The sequence below is a fragment of the Stutzerimonas zhaodongensis genome, from assembly GCF_003696365.1.
GTDB lineage: Bacteria > Pseudomonadota > Gammaproteobacteria > Pseudomonadales > Pseudomonadaceae > Stutzerimonas > Stutzerimonas zhaodongensis.
This window is the reverse complement of record NZ_RFFM01000002.1, coordinates 68041-94063: the sequence shown is the minus strand read 5'-3', so window position 1 is coordinate 94063 and position 26023 is coordinate 68041. Positions and strand designations below refer to the sequence as shown.

Annotated in this window: 23 protein-coding genes; 8 read left to right on the top strand and 15 right to left on the bottom strand. The window is 56.5% G+C overall.

Features of this window, described 5'->3' with window-relative positions; translation table 11 throughout:
* Positions 1–29: 29 nt before the first annotated feature.
* The 13 genes from EA797_RS08740 to EA797_RS08680 form a co-directional block, all read right to left on the bottom strand.
* Positions 30–359 (bottom strand): DUF3325 domain-containing protein, encoded by a 330-nt coding sequence (locus tag EA797_RS08740; RefSeq protein WP_122164838.1) that lies wholly within the window; start codon positions 357–359, stop codon positions 30–32.
* A complete protein-coding gene (locus EA797_RS08735; RefSeq protein WP_122164837.1) occupies positions 356–1888 on the bottom strand; it encodes a PepSY-associated TM helix domain-containing protein in 1533 nt (510 codons plus the stop codon). The genes EA797_RS08740 and EA797_RS08735 overlap by 4 nt, the downstream gene beginning before the upstream one ends.
* Positions 1885–2181, bottom strand: a complete 297-nt coding sequence (locus EA797_RS21985; RefSeq protein WP_122164836.1) for a DUF3649 domain-containing protein — start codon at positions 2179–2181, stop codon at positions 1885–1887. The genes EA797_RS08735 and EA797_RS21985 overlap by 4 nt, the downstream gene beginning before the upstream one ends.
* Positions 2182–2622: 441 nt before the next feature.
* On the bottom strand, positions 2623–3711 hold the full coding sequence (locus EA797_RS08725; protein ID WP_122164835.1) for a polysaccharide biosynthesis/export family protein: 1089 nt from the start codon (positions 3709–3711) through the stop codon (positions 2623–2625).
* Between the two features lie 539 nt (positions 3712–4250).
* Positions 4251–5162 carry a GDP-mannose 4,6-dehydratase gene (locus EA797_RS08720; RefSeq protein ID WP_122164834.1) on the bottom strand — a complete coding sequence of 304 codons (912 nt, stop codon included), beginning with the start codon at positions 5160–5162 and terminating at the stop codon, positions 4251–4253.
* A gap of 262 nt (positions 5163–5424) precedes the next feature.
* On the bottom strand, positions 5425–6456 hold the full coding sequence (gmd, locus tag EA797_RS08715) for a GDP-mannose 4,6-dehydratase (protein WP_122164833.1): 1032 nt from the start codon (positions 6454–6456) through the stop codon (positions 5425–5427).
* Positions 6457–6621: 165 nt separating this feature from the next.
* Positions 6622–7383 (bottom strand): WecB/TagA/CpsF family glycosyltransferase, encoded by a 762-nt coding sequence (locus EA797_RS08710; protein ID WP_122164832.1) that lies wholly within the window; start codon positions 7381–7383, stop codon positions 6622–6624.
* A complete protein-coding gene (locus EA797_RS08705; protein WP_122164831.1) occupies positions 7373–8257 on the bottom strand; it encodes a glycosyltransferase family 2 protein in 885 nt (294 codons plus the stop codon). The genes EA797_RS08710 and EA797_RS08705 overlap by 11 nt, the downstream gene beginning before the upstream one ends.
* Positions 8217–9473 (bottom strand): hypothetical protein, encoded by a 1257-nt coding sequence (locus EA797_RS08700; protein WP_122164830.1) that lies wholly within the window; start codon positions 9471–9473, stop codon positions 8217–8219. Before EA797_RS08700 ends, EA797_RS08705 begins: the two co-directional genes overlap by 41 nt.
* A gap of 322 nt (positions 9474–9795) precedes the next feature.
* The gene (locus tag EA797_RS08695) at positions 9796–10857 is read right to left on the bottom strand and encodes a glycoside hydrolase family 5 protein (RefSeq protein ID WP_122164829.1); all 1062 of its coding nucleotides are present in this window, start codon (positions 10855–10857) and stop codon (positions 9796–9798) included.
* A 164-nt stretch (positions 10858–11021) separates the two neighbouring features.
* The gene (locus EA797_RS08690) at positions 11022–13232 is read right to left on the bottom strand and encodes a polysaccharide biosynthesis tyrosine autokinase (protein ID WP_122164828.1); all 2211 of its coding nucleotides are present in this window, start codon (positions 13230–13232) and stop codon (positions 11022–11024) included.
* A 15-nt stretch (positions 13233–13247) separates the two neighbouring features.
* Positions 13248–13685, bottom strand: a complete 438-nt coding sequence (locus EA797_RS08685) for a low molecular weight protein-tyrosine-phosphatase (RefSeq protein ID WP_122164827.1) — start codon at positions 13683–13685, stop codon at positions 13248–13250.
* Between the two features lie 158 nt (positions 13686–13843).
* Positions 13844–15280, bottom strand: coding sequence for an undecaprenyl-phosphate glucose phosphotransferase (locus EA797_RS08680; protein ID WP_122164826.1), 1437 nt, complete (start codon positions 15278–15280; stop codon positions 13844–13846).
* Between the two features lie 377 nt (positions 15281–15657).
* Between EA797_RS08680 and yegS the strand changes: the two genes are divergently transcribed.
* From yegS to EA797_RS08665, 3 genes are all read left to right on the top strand, one after another.
* The gene (gene yegS / locus EA797_RS08675) at positions 15658–16587 is read left to right on the top strand and encodes a lipid kinase YegS (RefSeq protein ID WP_122164825.1); all 930 of its coding nucleotides are present in this window, start codon (positions 15658–15660) and stop codon (positions 16585–16587) included.
* 134 nt (positions 16588–16721) lie between these two features.
* Positions 16722–17654 (top strand): chemotaxis protein CheV, encoded by a 933-nt coding sequence (locus EA797_RS08670; protein ID WP_122164824.1) that lies wholly within the window; start codon positions 16722–16724, stop codon positions 17652–17654.
* Positions 17655–17677: 23 nt separating this feature from the next.
* Entirely contained in the window at positions 17678–18481 is an 804-nt protein-coding gene (locus tag EA797_RS08665; RefSeq protein ID WP_122164823.1) for an MOSC domain-containing protein, read from the top strand.
* Positions 18482–18599: 118 nt separating this feature from the next.
* On the opposite strand, the gene EA797_RS08660 is transcribed toward EA797_RS08665, so the two are convergent.
* Positions 18600–20531 (bottom strand): transglycosylase SLT domain-containing protein, encoded by a 1932-nt coding sequence (locus EA797_RS08660; protein ID WP_122164822.1) that lies wholly within the window; start codon positions 20529–20531, stop codon positions 18600–18602.
* 285 nt (positions 20532–20816) lie between these two features.
* On the opposite strand from EA797_RS08660, the gene EA797_RS08655 reads away from it, so the two are divergent.
* On the top strand, positions 20817–22724 hold the full coding sequence (locus EA797_RS08655; RefSeq protein ID WP_122164821.1) for an ATP-binding cassette domain-containing protein: 1908 nt from the start codon (positions 20817–20819) through the stop codon (positions 22722–22724).
* A gap of 99 nt (positions 22725–22823) precedes the next feature.
* A complete protein-coding gene (locus EA797_RS08650; protein ID WP_122164820.1) occupies positions 22824–23516 on the top strand; it encodes a DUF6901 family protein in 693 nt (230 codons plus the stop codon).
* Between the two features lie 32 nt (positions 23517–23548).
* Here EA797_RS08650 and EA797_RS08645 read toward each other — a convergent pair whose 3' ends face one another.
* Positions 23549–23989 carry a universal stress protein gene (locus tag EA797_RS08645; RefSeq protein ID WP_122164819.1) on the bottom strand — a complete coding sequence of 147 codons (441 nt, stop codon included), beginning with the start codon at positions 23987–23989 and terminating at the stop codon, positions 23549–23551.
* A gap of 206 nt (positions 23990–24195) precedes the next feature.
* Between EA797_RS08645 and EA797_RS08640 the strand changes: the two genes are divergently transcribed.
* From EA797_RS08640 to EA797_RS08630, 3 genes are read left to right on the top strand one after another with little or no spacing between them, the layout of a single operon-like run.
* Positions 24196–24663 carry an MFS transporter gene (locus tag EA797_RS08640; protein WP_122164818.1) on the top strand — a complete coding sequence of 156 codons (468 nt, stop codon included), beginning with the start codon at positions 24196–24198 and terminating at the stop codon, positions 24661–24663.
* Between the two features lie 39 nt (positions 24664–24702).
* Entirely contained in the window at positions 24703–25479 is a 777-nt protein-coding gene (locus EA797_RS08635) for a class II glutamine amidotransferase (protein WP_122164817.1), read from the top strand.
* Positions 25479–26018, top strand: a complete 540-nt coding sequence (locus EA797_RS08630) for a DUF2937 family protein (protein WP_122164816.1) — start codon at positions 25479–25481, stop codon at positions 26016–26018. The genes EA797_RS08635 and EA797_RS08630 overlap by 1 nt, the downstream gene beginning before the upstream one ends.
* Positions 26019–26023 lie beyond the last annotated feature (5 nt).

Below are 26023 nucleotides of genomic sequence, written 5' to 3'. Positions count from 1 at the left end.
AGCTGGGCGGGTGACTTTTTCTGATCCTTTTACCAACCGGTGATGGCGGTAAGCGCACCGGTCAGGCCAAGTATGGCGCCAAGCGGCATAACCCAACGCTTGCGCCAAGCTAGGACCAAGCAAACCGTTACCCCAGCGAACATCAGCTCGGTCATGCCAATGACCAAGCCAATGGCAATCCCGAAGGACTGCGCGTTCAGCATGAGGCTCGCGATCAACAGGCAAGCTCCGATCAGCCGCAGCAAGTGCTGCTTGCTGAGCGATGGCGAAGTCTTGAAGAGATCACGGTGATGTCGACTCATGGCCAAGCACAGGGCCAGCATTCCCAGATATGCCATTCCGAAAGCGAGTGTGGTCATGGTGCCAGCTCCTGTTCTCCAGCTCTGGAGCGCGCTCGCTTGTGCGCTGGACTCTTCACGGTAGGTCGGCGAAGTGCACACCAGGCACACACCAGGCCCACGATCAGCAACACGCTGTCTACGCCTGCCAATAACATGTCGCCCCTAGCGACTGTCGCTAAGAGATGCCCTTCGGGAGCCGTTACCAGATTGAGCAAGGGGAGACCCATCGCAACGACGGCCAGTAAAGCAAACAGCCGACGTGGCAGTTCAACAACCTTGTGGCGTCCGATATAGGCGAAGCCGGCTACGGCTAACCAGGTCAGGAAGAAACACCAGGTTTCGACCGTAGCCCGCGCAGACAGCCCGTCCGGCAGCAGTCGGGTTGCCCACAGCAGCGCGAGTGAAGCGATGGGCAAGCCGAAGAAGATTGCACCGTTGAGTGCACGAACGATGGCTAGACCGCGAATCTGTCGCTCTTCGCGTTTGCGCAGCCAGACGCTCGTGCCCGCGACCAGCATGGCGCATCCTGCCAGCCCGAGCAGCGCGTACAGTACTCGCACGATGGTCCCGCCGAACTGCGCCATGTGAAGCCCCACCAGCCACATGTAAGCCCGATAGCCCGTTGGTGCCTGTTGCTCGTCGAGCAGTTCGCCCGTGAATGCATCGAAGCTCAGGGCATCCTGAGGAGATCCGATTCGTGTCGGATCGAGACGACGAATGCTGACGACGGATGAGGCGTCATCCGGGTGCTCGACGATCATCCAGCCCGGCTCTCCGTTACCCCAATGCTGGCGAGCATTGGCAAGCATTCCGTTCAAAGAGGCCGGTTGGCCAGCTGGCTGATCGAGCTCGTTGCGGTGGTATCCGCCTTGCACCTCCTCGAAAAAAGCGAGCGGGTCGCTGTTGTATGCAACCATCGCACCCGCTGGCATATAGGTTGCGACAAAGATGGCCACCCCCGTGTAAGCCAGGATCAGGTGAAATGGCAGCCCGATGACGCCGAACAGATTATGGGCGTCAAGCCACGCGCGCTGCCCGTTTGCCTGCGGGCGCAGCGTAAAGAAGTCTTTGAAGATTCGCCGGTGAATGATGATGCCCGAGACCAGGGCTACCAGCATGAACATACCGGCCAGGCCGACGATGTACATGCCTACGGTGCCTGCTTGCAGGTTGTAGTGAAGCGTGAAGAAGAACTCTCCGCCCACCGTTTCAGGCATGGGTTTGCCGGTGTGGGGATCGAACGCAGCACGGCCGCGCGTACCCGTCTCATCCTCCTCCCAGCCAAGTCGCCAATAAGGTTCGCGCGTGGTCGGCCCGTGCAGCCAGTAGACGTGCAGGGGTTCTTTCACATTCGTCTGCACCCATTGGCTTACATCGTCGGCCGTCATCGTCGTGGCCGATGGCATATGCAGAGCAGGTCGCATCCACCGCTCCAGTTCTTTGTCGAAGCAGGCCAGGGTGCCAGCAAAGATAATCACGAACAGCAGCCAGCTCGGCAGCAAACCGCCCCAGGTATGCAGGCCAGCCATGGATTGGCGAAGAGTCATGGGCGGGTCCTCAAATCGACCGGTAGGTAAGCGCCTAGGCAGAAGAGGGCAGTCAACACGGCTATGAGCAGCCAGGCGTATAACGCGCTCCGGGCGGCAAATGCGTAAATAGCTGCAGCTACCCAGACGGCAAAGCATAAAAGACTCGCCGTGACGACCCGATCAGGGCGCGACATGGGCAGGTACACGGAAAAGAATGCGGTAAAACCAAAGGCCAATGCATAGCCCCCCAGCAGCGCCGCAGAGATGCGGCCAACCAGGTTGGTGACGCGGGGAGACACGAGTGTGGCCATTGAAATAGCCCTCCGAACGGTGCATGAGTAGCTCACGCTTGAAATACAAAACGCCGCAAAGCGGTTGCACGAGTGCCCCCATCTGCTGCCATGTTCACGACTGAACCTGAGCAAGCGTCCAAGTAGATGCGAGCAACATCAATCGAATACGCACGTGCATATACACTCGGTCGGCAAGAGGATGGGTATGTTAATGCGAATAAGTTAGATTTTAAAAGCGATGCTTTAAAGATCATCATCTTTGCGTAAGCATTGAGCAATCGTCTTCCTGCTGAGGTGGGCGAAGCCGCTGAATGCTGAATAATCGTTTTTGAGCGTGCGCTGCGTAACGCAAGAGCGTCGGGAGCTGGTTCAAACGATGGGCGAAAAAAAACCGCAGCAGCTCGGGGGCTGACTGCGGTTTTTGTTCAGGCTCTGGTCAGCCTGAGGAAGTGCCCGGCATTAACGGTTGAACGCAGCACCGGTTCCGATGACGCTAGCCGAAGGCAGCAGTTGGCTGATGAAGCGGTTCCAGCGGGTGATGCCTGCTGGACCGACAAACACAACGTCCTGCGGTTGCAGCGGGAAGTGTTTGGCCAGGGCGAAAGCTGCAGGGGAGGCGGCGTTCAGTTGGAAAACAGTAGCCTTCTCGGTTGCAATGTTCTCAGCGCCACGAATGACGTAAACCGCTTCGCCATCAGCAGTTTCCTGACGAATACCGCCAGCTGTACCAATGGCATCCATCAGGTTGAGGCTGGTTGCCTTGAACGTCATGGCCTGCGGATTCACAACCTCACCCAATACGTAGATCTTCTTCTGATCGTTATAAGGCAGGTGAAGCTGGTCGCCGTCTTTCAGGTACACCTGATGCAGCCACGAGTCCGGACGGTTCATGTCATCAAGATTGAGCAGGTATTCACGGCCATCACGCTTGAGCATCAGACCCGAGAGGTCGGCTGTGTCGGTGTCGACCCCAGCCTGACCGATGGCTTGAACGACGGTCATCGGCGCGGTGGTTACTTCAACCTGGCCTGCTGTGGTGAATGCGCCTGAAAGCACAATGCGCTGGCTACCGAAGCGCAGTAGGCTGACGTCTACTTGCGGGCTGTCGATATAGTTGGCCAAACGCTTGGCGATGTCGGCACGCAGTTGCTCGATGGTCTTACCGGCGGCATCGATGTTGCCGATGTATGGGTAGAACAGGGTGCCGTCAGGGCGAACGAGGCGGCCGTTAGCATCCAGCTGCTGTTGCGGGCCGGACGGAGCGGTCAGCTCGGGATGGTCCCAAACGGTGATGTACAGGAGGTCATTGGCGCCAATGCGATAAGCCTCAGGCTTGAAGCCCAGCAGCTCTTGCTTGCTTGAGGTGCCCTGGTCGGACGGTAGCTCGCCCTTGAGCATTTCAGGGGTGATCTGCATCAACCGGACAGTGCCGTCTTCCGTTTCCGCACCTTTCTTGAACTGGTCTGGATCAAGATGTTGGCCAGGTGAGAAAACGCATCCCTGCAGCACCAGCACGGAGGAGAAAGCGAGAGCAAATAGTGGTTTCATGGTTTCTTCATCCTTGACGGAATAGTTGTTTTTACAAAGTGAAACAGCGCAATTCACGTTTAGCTAAAGGAACGCGAACCGTTTTTTGTTTATCAGCCGTCGAACATTCATCCGCGGAGATAAGCGATCCCGGTTCTGCCGTTCCGGATGTCACTACCGCAAGCTTTGGAAGGTCTAGCTTCCAGACTCAAAGCGAGACAGGTGACGGACAAGCTTCCGAACATCCTGCTCAACTCTGCCCAGCGCCTTTGACTCTGCTGAAAAAAGGAGGCCTGTGCTGCTCACAGAAGCCATAGACCGCTTCGTTTCTCCGGGGTTCACGGCGGTGCGCATAAATGAGGCGTAGAGCAGTGATTGCGTTGAGAACGTGATGAATCGGAATGTGATCGCTATGCCCAGGTCGCGGGTTCCTCTGACACATTGACTAAACGAGCTGGACTGCGGGCCGCTTAAAGCCCGCCCATAAATCCTGTAGCACGCAACTCAACGAGGGTGGAGTGCAAGTCATACGACCGTCGCGGCGACAGATGGACCGCAAGTCAGCTACCGGAGTACTCGATCATCCAGCGCAATGTGTCCTTCAGTTCAATCTGCGGCAAATCGCCAATCAGCGAATCCAGCTTGGTTCGATTACCAAACAGGTTTTTGACATCTGCGCTGCGCACGAAGGCTGGATTGACCCTGACCTCCATGGAGTGCCCAGAAATGGCGGCTGCCTGTTCGAGCACGTATTGAAGTGTGTACGCAAAGCCCGAGCAGATATTCACGGTTTCGCCGATAGCAGCGGGCGACTCGAGCAGACGACGATAGGCTTGCGCGACCTGCCGTACATCGCAGAAGTCGCGGGCTATATCCAGGTTGCCCAGCTCGATTACCTCCGCATGACGGCGCGTGTGCGCGACGATTTTCGGGATGAGGAACTGTTCGGCCTGACCGACCCCTGTGTAGTTGAAGGGGCGGGTGATGATCAACGGCAAACGACTCTGGTAAAGCCGTGCCAGATATTCCATTGCCGCCTTGCTGATAGCGTAATCATTGGCGGGCGCGAACGGCGCAGACTCATCCAGTACACCTTCAGTAGCGTTGCCGTAGACATTCGCACTACTTGCCAGCAACACACCTTCGAGCTCTGCAGGTGCGGTGCGCAGCGCCTCCAGAAGGTGACGCGTACCGAGCAGGTTCGCGTTATAGATGGCATCTGCATCGGCATGGGCTACAAAGGAGACCGCCGCGAGGTGTACGACATAGGTCGGTCGTATCTCAGTCAGCAACGTCCGCAGCGTCTCTGCGTCGTTCAATGAACAGCAATGAATGGCTGAAACAGCCGCAGGCAGCGCACCTAAGGGCTGGCGATAGCTGAGGCCATGGACTTCGTAACCCTCGGCCGCGAGTTCCTCTGCCATGTAGCGTCCGGTGAAACCGGTAACGCCGGTAATCAGCACTTTGCGCATGATCTTCCCGATAGGGTGGAATCCAATTTCAGCGGCGCCGTATCCCCGTATAGCCATAGGATGTTGCGGCCAGGTTAACGTCGACTGACGTATCGCAAGGTCTCGGATCAGCTGCCTGATAAGAAACTTGCACTGGCCGCTGGGATAAACGGTTGCCGTAGTGCCGGGATCCGGGCTGGCCAGACGACGGCGACCCTGAGATCCTGAGGACGGGCCAGACTGCGATCAATCAATCTCGGCCCATTCTCATGTGGCTACTCGCTTAGAAGGAGAAGCCTTGCTGATTACGGCGAAGGTCTGCTTCGACCATCATCTGGCACAGCTGCTCCAGCGAAGTTTTCGGTTCCCAACCCAGAACCTCTTTGGCTTTTTGCGGGTTGCCGATCAGCAAGTCGACCTCGGCTGGGCGATAGAACTTTGGATTGACCCGCATGACTACCTTGCCGGTCGCGGCATCAATAGCCTCTTCCTGCTCACCGCTGCCTTTCCATTGCAGCTCGATATCGGCAGCTTTAAAGGCGAGCGTGACGAAATCACGCACGGTTTCGGTGCGGTTGGTCGCCAGCACAAAAACATCAGGCTCATCGGCTTGCAGCATGCGCCACATACCTTCGACGTATTCCTTGGCAAAGCCCCAATCGCGCTTGGCGTCTATGTTGCCCAGCTCGAGCACATCCAGTTGACCCAGCTTGATCTTGGCAACCGAGTCAGTGATTTTGCGGGTCACGAACTCGCGGCCGCGCAGTGGGGACTCATGATTGAACAGGATGCCGCTGCAACCGAAGATTCCGTAGGACTCGCGGTAGTTAATCGTCATCCAATGCGCATAGAGCTTGGCAACGCCGTAGGGGCTACGCGGATAGAACGGGGTTGTTTCGAGCTGAGGAATGGCCTGTACCTGACCGAACATTTCAGAAGTCGAGGCCTGGTAGAAGCGAATCTTCGGGTTAACGATACGGATGGCTTCCAACAGGTTGACCGCACCTGCGCCAGTAATGTCCAGCGTGGTCAAGGGCTGCTCGAACGAGACACCCACGAAGCTCTGGGCTGCCAGGTTGTATACCTCGGTGGCGCCGGTGTTCTGCAAGAGGCGAATGCTGGAAGACAGATCGGTCAGATCGTACTCAACGAGGTGCAGGTTGGGATTCTTGTCGATGCCCAACTCTTCGATCCGCCAGAAGTTCACCGAGCTGGTGCGACGGAACGTGCCATAAACGGTGTAGCCTTTTTCCAGCAGCAGTTCTGCCAGATAGGCGCCGTCTTGCCCAGTGATACCTGTGATGATCGCTTTCATTTTCTTCCCTGTTTGAGGTTAGGTTTGTTCGGAGATGCGATCACTTCGCTTATGCCTGGCACTAGGCGTCAACAAGTGATCACGCATCTGCAATAAGCGTGAATGGTGCTAGTCAGCATCGCAACAGATACGAGGAAGTGTCAGATGCCGACTAATTGAATTGGTTCAGGACTCCTGCTTGGCAGGGCTGGTCTTTTGCCTGGCGTTTTTTTCCCGCAGGAATGCAGGGACGATATACAACGCATCGATCCAGTAACGCTTGGCTAGCCTGCGTGGTTCCATGCACATGCGATGAAGCCATTCGAGCTTGTACTCGCGCATCCACTTCGGGGCACGTTTGATAGTGCCGGTGGCAAAGGAGATGGATGCGCCAATGCTGAAACCCATACCGGTGCGTTCGCTGGGCTGAGTAGCCGCGGCAAGCACTTCTCCACGTGGTGTCCCGACGGCATACAGCACGAGCTCAGAGGGATTTTCACGCACGAACTGGAGACAGCGCTGCACCTCTTCCGGATTCTTGATGAAGCCCATCGGAGGGTTGTAGTGATAAAGATCGATGCCAGGGTAAAGCGCGCGCAGCTTTTCCGCTTCGGACTCCACCGAGCCAATCAACACAACACGCAGGCGCTCTGCGTCGGCCCATTTGAGCAGGTCGAGAGTCAGATCGCTACCGGGGATCGCCTCATCCAAATGAACGCCCAGCCGGGTCAGCAACGAGAGCAAAATGCGACTGTCGCACAAACGCCACCGCGCTTTGGCATATGCGTCACGCAGCTGTTCGTCATGCTCCAGCTGAACGAGGTGGTCAACGTTCGGCGTCACAACAAACGAATAGGGCTGCTTCACTCCCTCACGGATGCAGGTCAATAAAGCTTTCTTATTGCCGGAATAGAAGTCTATTCCGAACGCATTAGTATCACTCGACACTCATTGCTACTCCCTTGAAGGCGCCTTTGATACCTGACCAGGCGAGTGTGGGATTCCTGTATTCCTTGATCGTTGTGACAGCCGAAAGAAGAAACGCGGAAACGATCGCGAAAACCGGTCCGTAGAAACGTTTGTTGAAACGTGTGGCGGCGCGGTTGCGGTAGTAGTGGTAGAACGCCGAGCGACTGCCCAGGCTGAGAGAGCCGTAATGAAATACCCGACTGCCTGGGATGACCTTGGACGTGATGCCAAAACGCTTCGCTCGGTATTGCCAGTCCACTTCTTCGAAATACATGAAATAGTCTTCATCCATAAGACCGATTTCTTCCGTCAGTGCGGCGGAAAACGCCAGGCTGCAACCCATTATGTAATCCGGTTCGTGCTGTGGATTTTGCCTCTGAGAAGCTTCGATGCTCTGGTTTTTGCCAAGCAATCTAGCCTTGCCGAGTATTGGATACAGTTTGCCGCCACCGTAGCACTCAAGTCGCCCGGTATCGGCGCTGAGCACCAACGAGCCGACGAACTGCCGGTCGTTATGCCGCAGCGCCTCCAGCAGGGGGGAGAAGGCATCGCTGTCTACGTAGGTGTCGTTGTTGACCACCCAGAAATACTCCGGCTGCAGATTCTTCATCGCCCAACGCAAACCGTAGTTATTGCCACCCGCGTATCCATTGTTCTCGGGATTGCAGAGCAGAGTCACCTTCGGGTAAGCCTTTTCCTCAAGCCACTGTTGAAAGGCGAGGGCGGAGCCGTCCTGGGAATCATTGTCGATGACCACAATATGGTCGATCGTCGCGCAATGTTCGAGCAGGCTTTCAACGCAGCTGATAGTTTCAGTAGCAGCTTTGTAGTTGAGAATAAGTGCGACGTTCATGTACTCGTTCCTTGCTGCGTAGATGGCGTGCCCGAAGAGCATGCAAAACAAAAAGCATACAGATGACCGGCTGCAAATATTCGAACAATCCCTGGAGCGGCCAGATCACGAAAAAAGCAAGCACCACGGCGTAGCTGAAGCCCATGTCCGGATGGATGTTTTTAGCGATACGCTGATAGATGTACAGCGACAACGGTACTAACAAGAAGGTCAGAAAGCCGAAGCGGAACAGCGTGCCGATTATTCCAATGTCGGAAAGGAAGAAATGCTCTCCGAAGTATGGAATGAAGCCGTCCTGCCACATCAATGACAGTGATCCGCTTGGCAACCAGCTCACCAGATCGAGGTGGCTGAAGACGGATGCGATCGTGTGAGGTCGGACGCCGTCCTCTACGCCCCCTTCAATGTTGCTCTGGTAAAACTCGGTATTGAGCCCAAGTATTTCGAGTAGCTCAGGATAGAAATAGAAAGGAGACAACAGCACGCAAAGTGACGCCGCCCATACAATTGCCTTGGCTCGCAACGAAAAGAGAGTAAATGCCAGGCACAGGACGATGAGCTGTCGGGTTTGCGTTGCGAATACCAGAGTCAGCAGCAAAATAGCCGCAACGATCAAATAAAAATTACGCTGTCGAGCTTCACCATTGATCGGCGATGCGCCTTGCGCCCAGATCTGAATGCAATAGAAGTACGCGAAGCAAATCAGATATGGCCCGATGGATGAGCGGTCAGGGCGGTCCCAAGAGGTCTGTTCTTCACGCAGGTCTGGAACCAAACCGAACTTGAAACACCATGACAAGACTACTGCCAGAAGCGCTGCGTAGATAAATGCACGCTCGAATTGGAGGGTGGTGATGTATTTGGCAAGCAGCAACAACGGTACGAAACCGAACGCAAACAGAATTCTTCGTTCTTCGATCAAGCCGTAAGTGATGGGTTGACCAAAAGTGTAAAACGCAAATATCGCCGGCAGCACCGTGAATACCACAACGCTATAGAACGCGTAGTACATCAGGATGCGAAATTCCCGGCTCGAGCTTTCAGTGCTGGCAAGAATGAGCAGAAAAGACAGCCCCATGCAAACGGCGAGATAAGCTTCGTTAAGGAACTTGAATCCGATGGGGTTGTGCGTGCTGTCGCCAAATATCGAGAAGTGCAAGATGATGGCTAGCACTGTCAACGGGAAGAAGAATAATTTCGAGCTGATGTTTGTCATCACCTGGGTCCTTAGGTGCATTTCCATTCCAGATTACCGCGTCGCAACTAGCTCAAGCTTTCAGCATTGCCATGATGTGCACCGGCGTTTCGTCACTTTCGTGTCGCTGAAAATGCTGTATCAGCCCAGGGCTGACAACGCTTGCTTCGATAGCTGCACTGTCCTTTGAGTTCCGCTCGCATTAACCCGCTCGACGTGAGGTTGGATTTGGACAACCGGTTAATGGCTGGGTTGCGTCCATAGCTCAGGATTCATCAAAAAATTTATGAACGGCTTAACACCCTGGTCAGCCCCCGTGGGGCTGCCTGAGGACTGCGCACCGTTAGTGCTTACCGGCAGGACCGTATTCGGTGCAATTATTTGACATGTGTTTCTGCAGTACGTCCATCTGCGGCCTGTCCTTGCCATCGATCGGCTCCACCGCGAGCACATACTCGCCCCAACCCGGTCCACCAGCCCAATATGCGCTGGGCATGCAGTTTTCGTTGAGAAAGCCGAGCAGGTTGTCCATGGCGACCAGCATCGACTCGGAATGGGCAGGCACACCGTACTCGCCTAAGAAACCTTTGAGATTGTTTTCCTTCAGCCATTCGACAAACGGCCGAACACGCTCGATGCCCAGCATCGGATCGACCGTCTCGTCAGCGGCATAGCGACCTGAAAAGTCCTTGTCGAGGTACAGATGGCCCTCGTAGACGATTTTGTCGGCGGGATCCTTGATAAGAAAATCCTCGTTGACGTAGCGCCAGTGGAAGGTGCTGGCCCAGCGGTCACCTTCAACGAATATCAGGGCGTCCATATCGACTTCGCGTATCGCGTCGACAGCTGCCTGCGCAGCGCCAGGCCATAGGCCGTTCGTGGAGTGGGGCTCGTTCATGATGTCGTAGCCGAGCAATGCAGGATGACCCTTGAATTCTTCAGCGAGCTTACGCCATACGTCCGCGTAGGCTTTGTAAGGAACCTCAGGGGAGCCGATGAGCTTGCCCTTGTATCGCCCGTAATTGTGCATATCCAGAATGATCTTCTGGTCATGCTCAGCGGCGTAATCGAGCGTTCTTTTAAGTAATCGCATCTGGTCGAAATTGATGCCTTTGTGCAAGTCGTGTTGCACACGTTCCCAAATGAATGGGAAACGAATCAGGCGAATATTCTTCTCGGCGTAGTACTTGAAGTATTTCTTCTCTGGGTAGAAGTAATTCGTGCCTACTTTGCCTGGGGTAATGTGCGGGGCGAAATTGGCGCCCGACATGTTGATCCCGACCAAATCTATGCCGGAACCGCTTTCCTCGGCTTGGGAATAGCCTAGCGATATGCTGCTAATAATCGCCAGGCCAGCGGTTAACTTTATGGTCTTGAACAAAGTGGTAAAGAAGCGACTTTCCATGATGTCTTTGTCTCCAAGTGTTCAGGTGAGGCACGATAGGGGGTCAGTCGATGCCAAGGCGATGCGTTCTTCCACTCATGAGGGAAGAACGTATCAACGGTGGGAGAGGTGACTGAGCTGAGCGCGCTGTATTTGCCCGGCATCAGCCGGGCACCTGTTACTTGCTACTTGCTTTGATATTCGTACTGGTAGTAACCGTACTCGCTGTACGTCGATGCCTTGCGCACTACAGCGTTGAATATCACGCCTTTGACCAGAATTCCATTCTGCTCAAGACGACGCTTCGCGAACTCGATTTCCTTGACACCGTTCAGTCCGTAGCGGGTCACCATCAGAGTGGTGCCAGCCTGACTGCCCACGAGTGCCGCATCGGTTACAGCCAGGATCGGCGGGGTGTCGAAGATCACGAGGTCATACATGCTGCTGATTTCCTTGACGAAGCGAGAGAAATTCTCGTGCATCAGCAGTTCGGACGGGTTGGGCGGAAGCTGACCGTGGGTTATTACGTGAAGATTGTTCAGCTGAGTCTTCTGGATAGCATCGAACAGAGTGATGCGGCCAGACAGGATATCTGAGAGACCCTTTTCGCCCTGGCAGCGCATGACTTTGTGCAGATAGCCTTTACGCATGTCAGCGTCGATCAGCAGGACCTTCTTGCCTGATTGAGCGATCACCGCAGCGAGGTTGCTGGTCACGAACGACTTGCCGACGGTTGGGCTTGGCCCGGTAATCATCAGGATGTTGTTTTTGGCTTCGATCATCGCGAAGTGCAGGCTGGTGCGCAGGCTGCGCATCGCTTCGGTTGCCAGATCCGCGGGATCATTGATCGAGAGCAGATACGAGGCGGTACTCTTGTCTCGCTTGAAGTTAGCCAGGCGCTTTTCCAGCAGACCCTGTTTCTCGCTGAACGGGATTGCGGCATAGACCGGGATGCCGACACGCTCGATTTCTTCCGGATTTTCAACGCCGCGCTTGAGTGCTTCGCGCACATAAACGAAAGCGACCGCAATAATACCGCCCAGTAGGATGGCAGCGATGACGATCAGCGGCTTGTTCGGCTTGATTGGTTTGTCGATATCGGCGGCAGCATGGTCGACGATTCGAACGTTACCGACGGTGCCGGCGCGAATGATGTCCAGTTCCTGAGTCTTGTTCAGCAGCATCGAATAGGTTTCGGAGGAAACCTCGACATCGCGGTTCAGACGCAGCAGTTCTTGCTGAGTGGAAGGCAGGGTGCCGATTTGCTTTTCAAGCTCAGTCTTCTGCGCTTGCAGCTGGCTGATCTGATTCATAAGCGCCTGAAAGTTTGGATGCTGTCGGGTGAAGCGACGCTCCATCTCGGTGCGCTTGAGGTTCTGCTCGGAGATCTGGTTTTCCAGGCCAACAATGCGGTCGAGGACCGACTGCGTCTCGGCGCTGATGTCGACAGAGCGGTTGCCAGTCTGAAAGGTGTTCAAAGCAGTCTGAGCAGCGTCGAGCTTCTTGCGAACCTCGGGCACCTGCTCGCTCAGGAACTCAAGACTCTGGGTCGCTTCGGCCGCATTGCGAGCAATGTTCTGATCAACATAGCGCTGAGCAACGGCTTCAAGTACCTTCACCGCTTTTTCCGGATCGGTGTCTTCCAGCGTCACGTTCAGAATGCCGGACAGCTTGCCGCGCTCACCCGCATTCAGGCGATTCTGGTAGTCCTCGGTGGTCGCGTACGTCCGGTTCTTTACAACGGTAAAGGTCGTGCCGGGGCGGGCATTCAGTTCCGCTACGGTTACGCCGTAATCCGGAGTCTCGATGTGTTCGCCAACGGCGCCCTGGACAACGACTTCGCCATCCGTATCCCGGAGGATGAAGCCATTGTTTTCAGCAGCTTCAAGTGTCAGTTTCTCACCGTGCATTTTGTCCGGCACGATCAGATGCGTGATGCGAAGTGACTCGCCGCCCCAGGCGTAGGATTCGAATCCGTCTGGATACCAGCCCAGCTCGCCTTCCTCGGAAGGTTCGAACCGGCGGAAGATGTAGCCGCCAATCACCGGGAAATGATGAGGCTCGATAATGATGTCGAGATTCAGATCTTCTACGGCGCTACCAACAACAGAACGCGATTTGAGCAGCGCGATTTCTGTTTGCGCAGGCGACACGGCAGGTGCCGTACCAACCACATCAGTAAGGCTTGGAAGTCCGCCCTTGGCTTGAATCTGGATCATCGCGCTCGCCAGATAGACTGGCGTCGCAAGCAAAGCATAGGCAACACCAAGCGCGGCGAAGAAACCGGTTATGGTGAGAATGAGCCCGCGGTTATTGAGGAAGGTGTCAAAGAGGTGGCCAAGGTCAATGTCCTTCTCCTCTTTGGTTTCATATATTGGTCGTGGCATGGTGGTCATTGAAGTTCCTTCTTCTTATTTCAGGTAAGGAAGCCAGCTTTCGACAGACTGAGTCAGAAGGCTGTGAACGTGTTCGAATGCGGGCTTTGATTGGCGATAGGGGTCGGGGATTTCCGTATCGTCCAGCCATTTGCCCAGCAGGAAGGTCTTTCCGTGTACTTCGGGCGCTATCTGGCGAATGTGCTGAATGTGGCTATGCTCCATCGCGAGGATCAGGTCAGCCTGATGCAGCATCTCGCTATCGACCTGCCGAGCACGGTGGGCCGTATGGTCCAGGCCGTGTTCCTTGAGCACCTCATGTGCGGTCTTGTCCATTGGGTTGCCTACTAATGCACCAATGCCTGCTGAACTAATCCTCAGGCCTTTTCCCTGGAGTCCGTGGGCTAGCAAAGCTTCAGCCGCGGGGCTTCTGCATATGTTTCCAACACAGACGATCAATATATTCTTGAACATTAAGTCAGCCTCGCAGCCCTGATTTTCATGGGCGTACGGGCCTGCTTAATGCAGAACGCAAATCTGATATTGCCTTGCTTCATTAGTTCAATCTTCCTGCTGCGCTCGCGCATGTAATGTGGCGTAGTTGCCTTAAAGCTGCTCGATGCGTGAGGCAGTCAGTAAACGTCCCGGTTGAACAGCAGGGCAGGGATGGTCCGAGCGAGGATGTAGATGTCGAACCAGACCGACCAGCGCTCGATGTAATCCAGATCGAACTCGACGCGTTTCTCGATCTTTTCGAGGGTGTCGGTTTCGCCGCGATAGCCATTGATCTGCGCCCAGCCAGTGATGCCAGGCTTGACGCGATGGCGAGCGGAATACTCTGAGACAGCATCTTCAAACAGCACGCCGGCAGCCTTGGTTGCAGTGGCGTGAGGACGGGGGCCGACCATAGACATGCTGCCAAGGAACACGTTGAGCAGCTGAGGTAGCTCATCCAGGCTCGTCTTGCGGATGAAACGGCCAACGCGGGTAATACGATCATCGTCGCGGGTAGTCTGCCGTTCGGCGTTTGCATCCGACTTGGCGTGATACATAGAGCGGAACTTGAAAACTTCGATCAAGCGGTTGTTGTAGCCGTAGCGCTTCTGCTTGAACAGAATCGGGCCGGGTGAGTCGATCTTGATGGCCAGTGCGAGCAGCAGCATCACGGGTGCGGCGGCCAGCAGCGCCAGGCTGGACAGGATGATGTCCTCGATGCGCTTGAACATTGGCGACCACCCGCGCAGTGGCAGGTCTGACGCGATCAGCGTGGGCAAACCACCAACTTCGGTAATGCGCTTGTTGGCATGGCGGAAAGCGACCATGTCGGGAACGAGCAGCACATTTACCGGCAACTTGCGCAGCTCATTGATGACCTGGCCGATGCGGCTATCGGCGAACCAGGGAAGGGCGACAAGGACTTGAGTCACCTTTTCTTCGCGGATCATCCGCTCCAGATCGCGGGTATTACCCAGTAGCGGCAGATCAGCCAGGGTCTTGGGTAGACGCTCCAGGCGGTCATCGATGAAGCCTAGAACGCCGGTGCGGATGTCGCGATGATGCGCCAGGTATTCAGCGACCCGAATTCCATTGTCGGTGCCACCCAGGATTACCGCGTTCTGCAGATAAACGCCCTTGGACATGAGGCGGCGGAACAGCGCCAGCATCATCAGCCGCTCAGCGCCGAACAGGATGCCGCTGGTGAGGAACCAGAAAGTCAGGTGCTTGGCTTCCAGATAGCTGAACATGCTCAGGCCCTGATGCATGAAGATCAGCAGGCTGAACGCAGCGGCCCAAGCGACCAGCATGGTGCGAAAGCGAAGGAGGGTGCTGAACACTTCCTCACTGTAGATTCCGACGGACTGGAAGATTACGACGCTGATCACTCCGAAGAACATCAGGAATGTGCTGAATGTGCCGCCACCAGCTGGAAGCTCGAGCGGAAGAAACAGCAGCAGAAGTACGCCCGGCAACACAGCAGTAAGCCCATGGATCAGGCGAATGCTGGCGAGGAAGTAATCGACGAAACTGGGGTGGGCGTACTCAAGGGTTCCAACGGACTGTAAGCGCATACAAGGCTCCTTCCTACGGCTATTACTAGCTCAATACTCGATTTGATCGCCGCGATCCGCGGTTCTGATGGCAGGCCGCTATCGCAACCTTCACCTGGACACCTGCTCGGACCGCCTTCTTTGGAATGAGTTCACAGGCCAGCTGCAAAGTGTCGTGCAGCTCAAAAGGATTAAATGCGGCTTTTAAGTTGTTGATATATATACGGTTAAGTTTCAAAACAAAAAAATGGGGACGCTAATCTCATGTGCAATGCTGACCGGTGGTAAGGGCGTTCGGACAGCCGGCTTAACCCGCGTTGATGCTCGACGTAGACAACTTTATGGCCCGGCAGCAGGTCTATCTGCGCATACCAAAACGGATCACTGGAACAATTGGCATGAAAGTACCCAAGGCATTGCTCGTCCTTCATGGCAAGCAAGGGCTCAACGAAGAAGTGCGAGCAGCTGTCAACGAGTGGCGGCAGCTTGGTAATGAACTGGCTGTGCGCGTGACCTGGGAGCCTGGCGACACTGAGCGGTTTGTCCTGGAGGCGCTTGCCCTGGGGTGCAAAACGCTGGTTGCTGGCGGTGGCGACGGCACCGTGCGGGAAATTGCTCATGCGTTGCTGAGCAGCGGCTCGGACGCAAGCCTGGCCGTGCTGCCCCTGGGTACGGCCAACGATTTCGCAAGAGCCGCCGAAATCCCGCTTGAGCCTTTCGACGCATTGACTCTGCTCGATCGGGAACCCGTTCCAGTGGACGTTGGCGAGATGAATGGCGAACCTTTCGTCAACATGGCGACTGGTGGATTCGGCTCCAAAGTCACTGCGACTACATCGCAGGAGCTCAAGCGCGTTCTGGGGGGCAGCGCGTACCTGCTTACTGGTTTGTCGCGTTTCAGTGAGCTGCGGGCGACGTGGGGAAGGTTCGTTGCGCCCGACTTCACCTGGGAAGGCGAATTCCTCGCGCTGGGCATTGGTAATGGTCGTCAGTCTGGCGGTGGCCAGCAGCTATGCCCGCAAGCGTCGATCGATGACGGCCTATTGGACATCTGCATCGTCCCGGCACCGGCCGATGCGGTCAGCACTATCGGAACCCTGCTCAGTGGCGGCCTTCTGGGAATAGATACTGTGTCCGTCAAAGCACGGGTGCCATGGCTCGAAGTCGACGCGCCGGAGGCGATCGACATCAACCTAGACGGCGAGCCTGTTACTGCCAAGCGGATGCGGTTTTCGGTGAGGCGGCGTGCGCTGCGGCTGCACCTTCCGGCCGACAGCCCATTGCTGCGCGACGAGGAACTCGTTCTAGGCGACGATCAGACCGCTTGACCGATGCCTGTGGCCGCTGTGGCTCTTGCCAGCGGCCAGGTCAATGCGCAGAAAAACTTGCCTGTCTAGATAAAGCATCACCACTTGCGGCCGATAGCTCCTAAGTTCCCCTTCACTCGCCAAGGAGCCCGCAAATGGCCGGCATTCTAGAGTCAGTCGATCAACGCACCCGCTTGGTGGGGCAGAATCGTCTGGAAATCCTCATGTTCCGGCTTTCGGGACGGCAACAGTTCGCGATTAACGTCTTCAAGGTCCAGGAGGTGGTGCAGCTGCCGAAGATGACGCTCATGCCGCACCGTCATGGGTCGGTATGTGGCGTAGTGAATCTCCGCGGGCAGACTCTACCAGTCATCGACTTGTCCCGTGCGATAGGCTTGCGGCCGCTGGTGCCCGATGAGCGCAGCACCATCATCGTGACCGAATACAACCGTTCGATTCAGGCATTTCTGGTCGGCGGCGTGGAACGCATCCTCAACCTGAATTGGGAGGAGGTGCTGCCGCCGCCATCAACAGCGGGACGCCAGCACTATCTCACCGCGATTACCAAAGTCGAAGACAGGCTTGTTGAAGTCATCGACGTGGAGAAGGTACTGGCCGAGATCGTCCCCTACAACACCAGCATCGCACCTGAGCGCTTGACCGACCCGGTACTCGAAAGGGCACGAGGACGCGAAGTGCTGTGCGTGGACGACTCTACCGTTGCGTTGTCACAGCTGCGTGAGACGCTGACCCAGCTCGGTATCACCATCCACACAGCGAGTGATGGTGCCAAAGGCCTTAATAAGCTCAAGGCCTGGGCTGATGCAGGTGAAGTCGTCAGCGACCGGCTGCTGATGGTGTTCACTGATGCCGAAATGCCGGAAATGGATGGCTATCGGCTCACAACAGAGATTCGTAATGATCCACGCCTGCGTGATCTCTACGTAGTCCTTCACACCTCCTTGTCTGGTAACTTCAACTTGGCGATGGTGCAGAAAGTTGGGTGCGACAACTTCCTTTCCAAATTCCAACCGGAGAAACTGGTAGACGTCGTCCGCGAACGCCTGTTGCTGGAAGACCGAAGCTGACCCTTCATCTGATCGAGGCATCCATGCATCTATCCTCGTTGTATCGCTACCCACTCAAGTCCGGTTCCGCTGAATTGCTTGATGAGGGGCGATGCGACGAGCTCGGCCTGAGCGGCGATCGACGCTGGATGGTGGTTGATGCGAGTTCCGGGAAGTTTCTGACGCAGCGGGCGCAGCCGGGTATGGCTTTACTGACTGCTCGCTGGGAAGGCGAAGCAGCACTGCTGCTGAGCGCCCCAGGTATGGATGACCTGAGGGTCGCGGTGCCGGATACGCACAATGTTGCGCGCGGCGTGCAGATCTGGCGTGAAAGCTTGCAGGTACCGGATGCTGGCGATGCTGCGGCGCAATGGTTGACGCGTTTGCTTGATCATTCCAGCCGGTTGGTCTATCTGCCCGCATCACGTGGAATACAGGTCGATCTGGACTACGCCCAGCCCGGTGAGCGCACTGCATTCAGTGACGGATTTCCTTATCTTTTGATTGGTCAGCGATCCCTTGACGACCTTTCGGCCAGGGTCGGCCAGATACTTGATGTGCGCCGATTCAGGCCAAATCTGGTTGTCGCCGGCTCTGCGCCTTATGCCGAAGATACGTGGCGACGCATCCGCATCGGCGATATCGAGTTTCGAGTGGTCAAGCCCTGCTCTCGCTGCATTATTCCGACGATCGATCCGATTACTGGCGTGCGGAACCCGGCTCGTGAGCCGCTGGCTACACTCATGAAGTACCGTAAGGGGGATGGAGGCGTGTTTTTCGGCCAGAATCTCATTGCCGAAGGGACGGGCATGCTGCGCGTGGACATGCCTGTCGAAGTCCTCGAGTAACTCTCTAATTTGGTGTTGCGATCAAGCCAGCCAGTGCGGTCTGGCTTGATCCATACTTACGACCTTCTCAAAACAGCCCGGCGGATACGCCAAGTTGGCGACCCGCCGGCTACTAGGATTAACGCTGCCCGTCGAAATAGCGTTCGTGCCATTCCACCAGCGGCTGCGGCGCGTTGAGTTTCTCGCCATAGATGACCGAGTAGGTCAGGACGTTCTGAACGTACTGCCGGGTTTCATCGAATGGAATGTTCTCCACCCAGACATCGAAGGGCAGATGCTCGGCGTTCTTCAGCCACTGCCGAACTCGACCCGGACCTGCGTTGTACGCAGCAGAGGCTAGGACTCGATTTCCCTTGAATTGACCATAAATCTGGCTCAGATAAGCGGTGCCCAGCTGAATATTGGTATTGGGGTTGAGTACCTGCTGCTGTGAGGCCAGCGGAATTCCATAGCGTTTGGCGGTCTCCTTGGCTGTCGCCGGCATCAATTGCATGAGGCCGGTGGCACCGACATGAGAGCGAGCATCGGCCATGAAAGCGCTTTCCTGGCGAGTAATGGCAAACGCCCAGCTGGGGTGAATCTCGCGCGCCTTAGCGGCGTTGACCAGGCTGTTGCGATGGGCCATGGGGAATCGGATATCCAGGTCATCCCAATACTTGGCCTGGCTGATGGTGCGGATTGCTGGGAAATACCATTCCATGTCGTAGGCCAAGCGTGCCTGAGCGACAAGCTCGTCGCGGCTGAATAGCCGGCTGACGTGGTACCACTCGCGACGACCATCGACTATCTGTCCGCGGTCATGAAATTCCATGGCCCTGCGAATACCTGCCGTATTGCGCACCTTCTGTACCAGCTTCGCATCAAGGGCAAGTGGCTGATGATTGAGCTTGTAAGGCGCCTTGATCCGATCCGCCGAGAGAAAGCCGTAATAATCCCGTTCGCCGGCCACCGGTCGATAGAGTTGAGGAATCCGTTCATCCTTGGGTTTGGCTAACTCCAGACTACGGGCTTTCCAGTAGCGCCAACGGTTGCTTTCGCCGAGCTCACCCTTGAATCGCTGCGTCAGCTCAAATGCTTCATCCCAGCGTCCCAGACGCAACAGAAGGCGGGCGCGCCATTCGCTGACGGTGTCGTCGCGCAGCTCGGGGTCATATTCGGCCATGACCTTCAGTGCGCGTTGGTCAAAGCGCTTGGCAAGCGTGAGTCCGATTTGCCGAGCAATGGACACCTTTTCGTCGGCAGAGAATGACATCCGTTTAGCGTAAGCATCGAGTAGGCCGAGCGCTTTCTCGGGGTCTTTGCGGGCCAGTCGGCGCAGGCCAATGGAGACGACGTCCCCCATCGCTTCGGTAGCCGGCGAAAAACGAGCGATTTGGGTCAGCAATTCCGGCTTTTCAGCCACGTCCAGCAGCAACTCGCCCTCGGCTTTCAGTGTGGGCAAGCCTTTCACCAGAAACTTGGCGAGCCCGGTATTGTTCGCTTCGACTGCCAGTTTGGTGCGTTTCCAACGCATCGATTCTGTGAGCTGCCCTGCAGCAGCCCAACGATCGAACAGCGCATCGCACGCATTGTGCTGAGATTTACCGACCAGCCATAGGCGCTCCGCCGTTTGGTAACCCTCTTTGAGCTGACCACTGGACAGTTGGTATTGGCCGAACAGGCAGTCCAGTTCGGTGAAGTTCATCTTCGGATCGTAGTGCGCCAGGAAGGGCTGCCAATCCCCTCGCGCGGCAAGCAAGCGCAACCAGCGAAGTTTCATCCAGTTGGCCTGAGGCAGGTCGCCGTGCTCGGCCAGGAACTTCTCGATTTCTGCGTTGCTGGCGGTCTTCAGTCGAGCAGTCAGCTCGTCGTAAGCCAGATAGGGTTCCAGAGGATAATCGCGCAGCGCACTGGCATTGCGGCGATAGGGGCCGGCATCGCCCTTGTCCAACGCACGCTTGGCTTCGTCATAAAGCTGACGTTGCTGCTGCAGGCTGGCGGCTTGAGTAGTCTCAAGGGTGACGACAACGATTAGAAGGCTGAAACAGATACTGGAGAGTCGACCGCGCATGAGACTTCCGAAAACGGGGGAGGCATGAAGTTGCTGGCCGCTAGCTTAGCTCGGCGAGTCGGCCAGTTAAACGCGGATTAAGCTCTTGAAACAAACAAACTCATTGGTTCCGACGAACGAGCCGTAGGGCTATTTCGGCCAACGTTATCTCCAGCGCCTGATCTAGAAGAGAGGTGAATGCCCAGCGCTCGTTAAGACGTATCAACTGGACAGGAGGGCGCTGGTCGGCAACCGTCATGGGGGCCCGTTCTGCTAGACTGCGCGCCCAGTTTTCCGGAGGTAGTCATGACCCTGCTCAAGTTGACCAATGTGTCCCTCGCCTATGGCAACAATCCATTGCTCGATGGAGTGTCCTGGCAGATCGCGCGGGGTGAGCGGGTGTGCATCATCGGCCGTAACGGGACCGGAAAGTCCAGCATGCTCAGTCTCGTCAAGGGTAGCCAGTTGCCAGACGATGGTGAAATCTGGCGCGCTCCAGGGCTGAAGATTGGCGAGCTACCTCAAGAGCTACCCCTCGCTGACGAACGCACGGTGTTCGATGTGGTGGCTGAAGGGTTGGCGGGTGTTGGTCAGCTGCTTGCCGACTATCACCACCTCAGTCAGAACATTCAGAACGACGCCGACCTCGACAAGCTGATGCATGTGCAGCAGGAGCTCGAAGCAAAGGACGGTTGGCGCCTGCAGCAGTTGGTCGACAGTACCCTGAGCCGCTTGCAGCTGCCAGCCGACAAGACTTTGGCTGAACTATCCGGAGGCTGGCGCCGGCGGGTGCTGTTGGCCCAGGCACTGGTTTCCGAGCCGGACCTGCTGCTGCTGGACGAGCCAACCAACCACCTGGATATCGGTGCCATCGCCTGGCTTGAAGAGGCATTGACCGGATTCAATGGTGCCGTACTTTTCATCACGCACGACCGGGCATTTCTACAAAACCTCGCTACTCGCATTCTAGAGCTCGATCGCGGCCACATGATCGATTGGAACGGCGATTACGCCAGCTTTCTGGTTCACAAGGAGCAGCAGCTGGCGGCCGAAGAGACAGCCAATGCATTGTTCGACAAGAAGCTCGCGCAAGAGGAAGTCTGGATCCGCCAGGGCATCAAGGCCCGACGCACCCGCAACGAAGGCCGCGTGCGTGCGCTCAAGGCATTGCGCGCCGAGCGTAGTGAACGTCGCGAGCATCAGGGCAAGGCCAATATTCAGATCGACGCAGCGGAAAAATCTGGCAAGCAGGTCATCGTCGTCGAACATGCGAGCTTTGCCCATCCGGGTGGTGCTCCGCTGATTCGCGACTTTTCTACGGTGCTGCAGCGAGGAGATCGCATCGGCTTGCTCGGTGCCAACGGCACCGGAAAGACCACGCTGCTTAAACTTCTGCTTGGAGATCTGCAGCCCACGAGTGGCAAGGTAGAGGCCGGCACGCGTCTGGAAGTGGCGTATTTCGACCAGCTGCGTCACCAGTTGGAACTGGAAAAGACCGTCATCGATAACGTCGCCGAAGGTCGCGACTTCATTACTATCGATGGGCAGAGCCGACATGTGCTGAGCTATCTGGGTGATTTTCTCTTCAGCCCTCAGCGTGCCCGGACCCCTGTCAAAGCTCTTTCAGGTGGCGAGCGGGCACGCCTCTTGCTCGCCAAGCTGTTCAGCAAGCCGGCCAACCTGCTGGTTCTCGACGAGCCGACCAACGATCTCGACGTAGAAACCTTGGAGCTGCTTGAAGAAGTGCTGCTCAACTTCCAGGGAACGGTACTGATGGTCAGCCACGACCGGGCATTCCTCGACAACGTCGTGACCAGCACGTTGGTATTCGAGGGCAATGGCGTTGTGCGCGAGTATGTCGGCGGATATCAGGACTGGCTTCGTCAGGGAGGTTCGCCCAGGTTGCTGGGGGTAGCCGATAGCAAGGAAGGAAAAGAAGCCAAGGTCGAAACACCCCAAGCCACCGCTACGCCAGCAGTCGAACCTGCGCCAGCGAAGAAGAAGCTCAGCTACAAGGTGCAGCGTGAGCTGGACTCGTTACCCGGAAAGATAGACGCCGTTGAAAAGAGCATAGCTGCTACACAGGCTGAAATTGCCAAGCCCGATTTCTATCAGCAGCCAGCTGAGCTTACTGGCGCAACGATAGCCAGGCTGGAAACGTTGCAAAAAGAGCTCGACGATTTGCTGGAGCGCTGGGCGGAACTCGAAAGTTGACAACCTGATTCGGTTGCAACCGTCGCTTTCAGTGCTGAGCACCTCAACTTTACTGAGCACCATTAACCATGACATCTGTCAGCACTGGACGGGGCATAGATGGCAATTGATTACCGCATCGTCCTGGATGACGAGCATGAGTTCAGCTACAGAATTGAGCTGGACCGCACGTACGATCCCGATGCCGCTGCGTTGGCGCCCAAATGGACACGACTCGATCATCAGCGATGCAATAACTGTCCACTTAGCGGTGAGAATTTCACTCACTGCCCGGCGGCCGTGGATCTGTATCAGGTAGTCGAAGACTTTCAGGGATTGCCAGCCTTCAAAAAAGCGCAAGTGCGTGTACGCACACCTGAGCGCGAATACAACAAGCTGGTCGGGTTGGACGAGGGGCTGCGTGCATTATTGGGCGTGATCATGGCCACCAGCGCCTGCCCGATTCTCGGTACCTTGAAACCAATGGCTCACCAGCATCTGCCGTTCGCCAGCAATCAGGAGTTCGTGCTGCGTGCGGTTTCGCTTTATCTGGCAAGGCAATATTTCAACTTGCGTGAGGGGCGGCATGCCGATTGGGAGCTGCGCGGGCTGGTGCGTTCCTTCCAGCAGCTGCAGCTGGTGAACCAAGCGTTCTGGCAGCGTATCCATGACACCTGCCACGGTGACTCGAATCTGAAGGCCTTTCTAACCTTTTTCTCCATGGCGTCCAGTCTTACCTATTCGCTGGAAACCCAACTGAAAAAGATCAGGCCGATGGTGATGAGTGCGGGCGAGGGTGCAGACCCGGCCTGATCATCAATGGAACAGGCCGGTGTTGCTTTGGGTTATTCGGCCTTCTTCAAGCGGACCGCAAGTACGTCGCAGGGCGCTCCGTGGAGAATGTCGTTGGCGGTAGAGCCGAGTAGCAGGGCCAAACCATGACGGCCGTGGCTGCCAACCACCACCAGATCGCAGCCTTGCTCCTTGGCAAGGCGGTGCACTTCCTGGCGGGGCTGCCCGTAGGCGATGTGACGCTGCTCGGCGGTCAAACCCGGGTAACGGTCGGCAAACACCGCCAAGCGGTCTCGGGCCTGGTCGAACTGCTGTTGCTGGAGCATCGAAAGATCCATCGGCACGTCACCGCCGAAGGCCATGGCCATCGGCTCGATGACGTGGACCAACGCAAGCTTCGCACCGCTGGCGGTCGCCAACGCCTGAGCGCGTGCTACGACCGGATGGCATTCATCGTTCAGGTCGGTAGCGACCAGAATATGCTGATAGGTCATGGTGAATCTCCTGATGTGTCGGTTACGACAAGTATGGCTTCTCAGCACGCAATAGGGGTGCAGCGTTTTTTTTCAGCGTTTATACGGCGTTGGATGAACAATGGCCAGTGTGCATTACATCAGCTGAATAGCCGTGCAAAGGTTTCCGGCTGTTATCATGCGCAACACCTATGCCGGCGTGTCTGCCAACCTGTCTAGAGATCACCATGTTCCTGTTTGCCAATGAATATCTGCTTGCCTGGTCGGCGTACGGTATCGCCGCGCTGGGCTGTCTGCTGGTCTGGTTCCGCATCACCCGTCCCATGTGGCGTTGGCTACGGGAGCCGTTGCGGCTGATCATGGCGGTCTTGCTGTTGACGCCGACGATTGTCGACCCCGCAAAAGAGCTGTTCGCCCCCGCGGTCGCGATCACGGCTCTGGACCTCTTGTTCAAAGTGGGCAACAACGCCTGGCGGGCGGTCGCCGATCTCGCGCTATACGGCTTGATCGCTTTCGCTTTGTATGCACTGTTTGTCGGTTTGCGATTCCTCGTCGAGCGTCGCAGGCCGCAGGGCCGCAGCGACTCGTCCGATGATGAGGATCCGCGCACCCTGCGCGAACGGCTCGAAGAAGACGAGGATGATGATTATCGCCCCGCGAGCCGTTACCAGACGCGGACCGAGCCCAGGCTCTGAGGTCAAAGCCGTCCTTCGACGATCACCGGGAGATAGTCCATGTGTGAACTGCTCGGCATGAGTGCCAATGTGCCTACCGACATTCACTTCAGCTTTACCGGGCTGATGCAGCGCGGTGGCCGTACGGGGCCGCACAAGGATGGCTGGGGCATCGCATTCTATGAAGGCCGAGGGTTGCGGCTGTTTCAGGACCCGGTGGCCAGCTGCGAGTCGGAAGTTGCAAAGATGGTTCAGCACTATCTGATCAAAAGCAACGTGGTCATCGGCCATATTCGCCATGCCAATGTCGGCAAGGTCGCATTGGTCAATACCCATCCTTTCGTGCGCGAACTGTGGGGCCAGCACTGGTGCTTCGCCCACAATGGGCAGTTGGCTGATTTCGAACCGGCCCGCAGTTTCTATCGGCCAGTTGGCGATACCGACAGTGAAGCCGCGTTCTGCGATCTGCTCAATCGCATACGCAGCGATTTCCCTGAGCGGGTCGCCGCCGAGGATCTGCTGCCTCATCTGCTCGATGCCTGTTCAACTTATCGGGCCAAAGGGGTATTCAACTGTCTGCTCAGCAATGGCGAATGGCTGTTCAGCTTCTGTTCGACCAAGCTGGCTCAGATCACACGTCGCGCTCCCTTCGGCCCGGCGCAATTGAAGGATGCAGAGTTGACTGTCGATTTCACTGCTGAAACTACGCCAAACGATGTGGTGACCGTTTTGGCGACCGAGCCGCTAACCGATAACGAGCAGTGGGATATCCACCAGTCGGGCGAATGGACGTTATGGCGCCTGGGCGAGTGCGTTGCACGTGGGCAGGTGGCCTGATGCTCAGAAGCTATCTGCGATTGACGCTGTTCGCCCTGGGGCTGCTGGTCGGAATCCAGGTTCCCGGGTTCATTCAGGCCTACGCCAACAATGTGGAAGCGCGGCGACTGGAAGCCCAGCAAGGGCTGACCGGGTTTCAGGAAACGGCCGGCCGATTCTTCAACGGTGATCTCAATGCGCTGGTCGCCCATTACCGCGCCAGTGAAGACCCGGTGATCCAAAGTGATGCTCGTAGCGTTTCTGCATTGGTGGAACGTGCGCGGCTGCTGGACCGCGAATGGCGAATCATGCAAGGCCCCTGGTACGCGCAGGCATGGCACGTGTTGGTAGGGGCCGATAAAAGCTTGAAAGCGCAAGTTTGGAGCAGCTACAAGTTCCAGGTGCTGCTGGCGCCCGAGGCCATTGCCTGGGGGTTGTGTAGCGCGTTGCTGCTGGCTTGGGTTATCGAGAGCATTTTCGTGTTGCTGCAGCAAGCTCTGTTCCCGCAGCGCTATCGAAAGCGGCGGCGTATCGCTAAGCCGCTTCCGCCCCCGCAATAGCCTAG

Coding starts and splice junctions, on each gene's coding strand:
- EA797_RS08680 (WP_122164826.1), bottom strand. CDS start 15,280: ATGCGCTTACAGTCCGTTGGAACCCTTGAGTACGCCCACCCCAGTTTC.
- EA797_RS08735 (WP_122164837.1), bottom strand. CDS start 1,888: ATGACTCTTCGCCAATCCATGGCTGGCCTGCATACCTGGGGCGGTTTG.
- EA797_RS08660 (WP_122164822.1), bottom strand. CDS start 20,531: ATGCGCGGTCGACTCTCCAGTATCTGTTTCAGCCTTCTAATCGTTGTC.
- EA797_RS08705 (WP_122164831.1), bottom strand. CDS start 8,257: ATGAACGTCGCACTTATTCTCAACTACAAAGCTGCTACTGAAACTATC.
- EA797_RS08665 (WP_122164823.1), top strand. CDS start 17,678: ATGCATCTATCCTCGTTGTATCGCTACCCACTCAAGTCCGGTTCCGCT.
- EA797_RS08645 (WP_122164819.1), bottom strand. CDS start 23,989: ATGACCTATCAGCATATTCTGGTCGCTACCGACCTGAACGATGAATGC.
- gmd (WP_122164833.1), bottom strand. CDS start 6,456: ATGAAAGCGATCATCACAGGTATCACTGGGCAAGACGGCGCCTATCTG.
- EA797_RS08670 (WP_122164824.1), top strand. CDS start 16,722: ATGGCCGGCATTCTAGAGTCAGTCGATCAACGCACCCGCTTGGTGGGG.
- EA797_RS08640 (WP_122164818.1), top strand. CDS start 24,196: ATGTTCCTGTTTGCCAATGAATATCTGCTTGCCTGGTCGGCGTACGGT.
- EA797_RS08695 (WP_122164829.1), bottom strand. CDS start 10,857: ATGGAAAGTCGCTTCTTTACCACTTTGTTCAAGACCATAAAGTTAACC.
- EA797_RS08650 (WP_122164820.1), top strand. CDS start 22,824: ATGGCAATTGATTACCGCATCGTCCTGGATGACGAGCATGAGTTCAGC.
- EA797_RS08685 (WP_122164827.1), bottom strand. CDS start 13,685: ATGTTCAAGAATATATTGATCGTCTGTGTTGGAAACATATGCAGAAGC.
- EA797_RS08655 (WP_122164821.1), top strand. CDS start 20,817: ATGACCCTGCTCAAGTTGACCAATGTGTCCCTCGCCTATGGCAACAAT.
- EA797_RS08725 (WP_122164835.1), bottom strand. CDS start 3,711: ATGAAACCACTATTTGCTCTCGCTTTCTCCTCCGTGCTGGTGCTGCAG.
- EA797_RS08690 (WP_122164828.1), bottom strand. CDS start 13,232: ATGACCACCATGCCACGACCAATATATGAAACCAAAGAGGAGAAGGAC.
- yegS (WP_122164825.1), top strand. CDS start 15,658: ATGAAAGTACCCAAGGCATTGCTCGTCCTTCATGGCAAGCAAGGGCTC.
- EA797_RS21985 (WP_122164836.1), bottom strand. CDS start 2,181: ATGGCCACACTCGTGTCTCCCCGCGTCACCAACCTGGTTGGCCGCATC.
- EA797_RS08700 (WP_122164830.1), bottom strand. CDS start 9,473: ATGACAAACATCAGCTCGAAATTATTCTTCTTCCCGTTGACAGTGCTA.
- EA797_RS08720 (WP_122164834.1), bottom strand. CDS start 5,162: ATGCGCAAAGTGCTGATTACCGGCGTTACCGGTTTCACCGGACGCTAC.
- EA797_RS08740 (WP_122164838.1), bottom strand. CDS start 359: ATGACCACACTCGCTTTCGGAATGGCATATCTGGGAATGCTGGCCCTG.
- EA797_RS08635 (WP_122164817.1), top strand. CDS start 24,703: ATGTGTGAACTGCTCGGCATGAGTGCCAATGTGCCTACCGACATTCAC.
- EA797_RS08630 (WP_122164816.1), top strand. CDS start 25,479: ATGCTCAGAAGCTATCTGCGATTGACGCTGTTCGCCCTGGGGCTGCTG.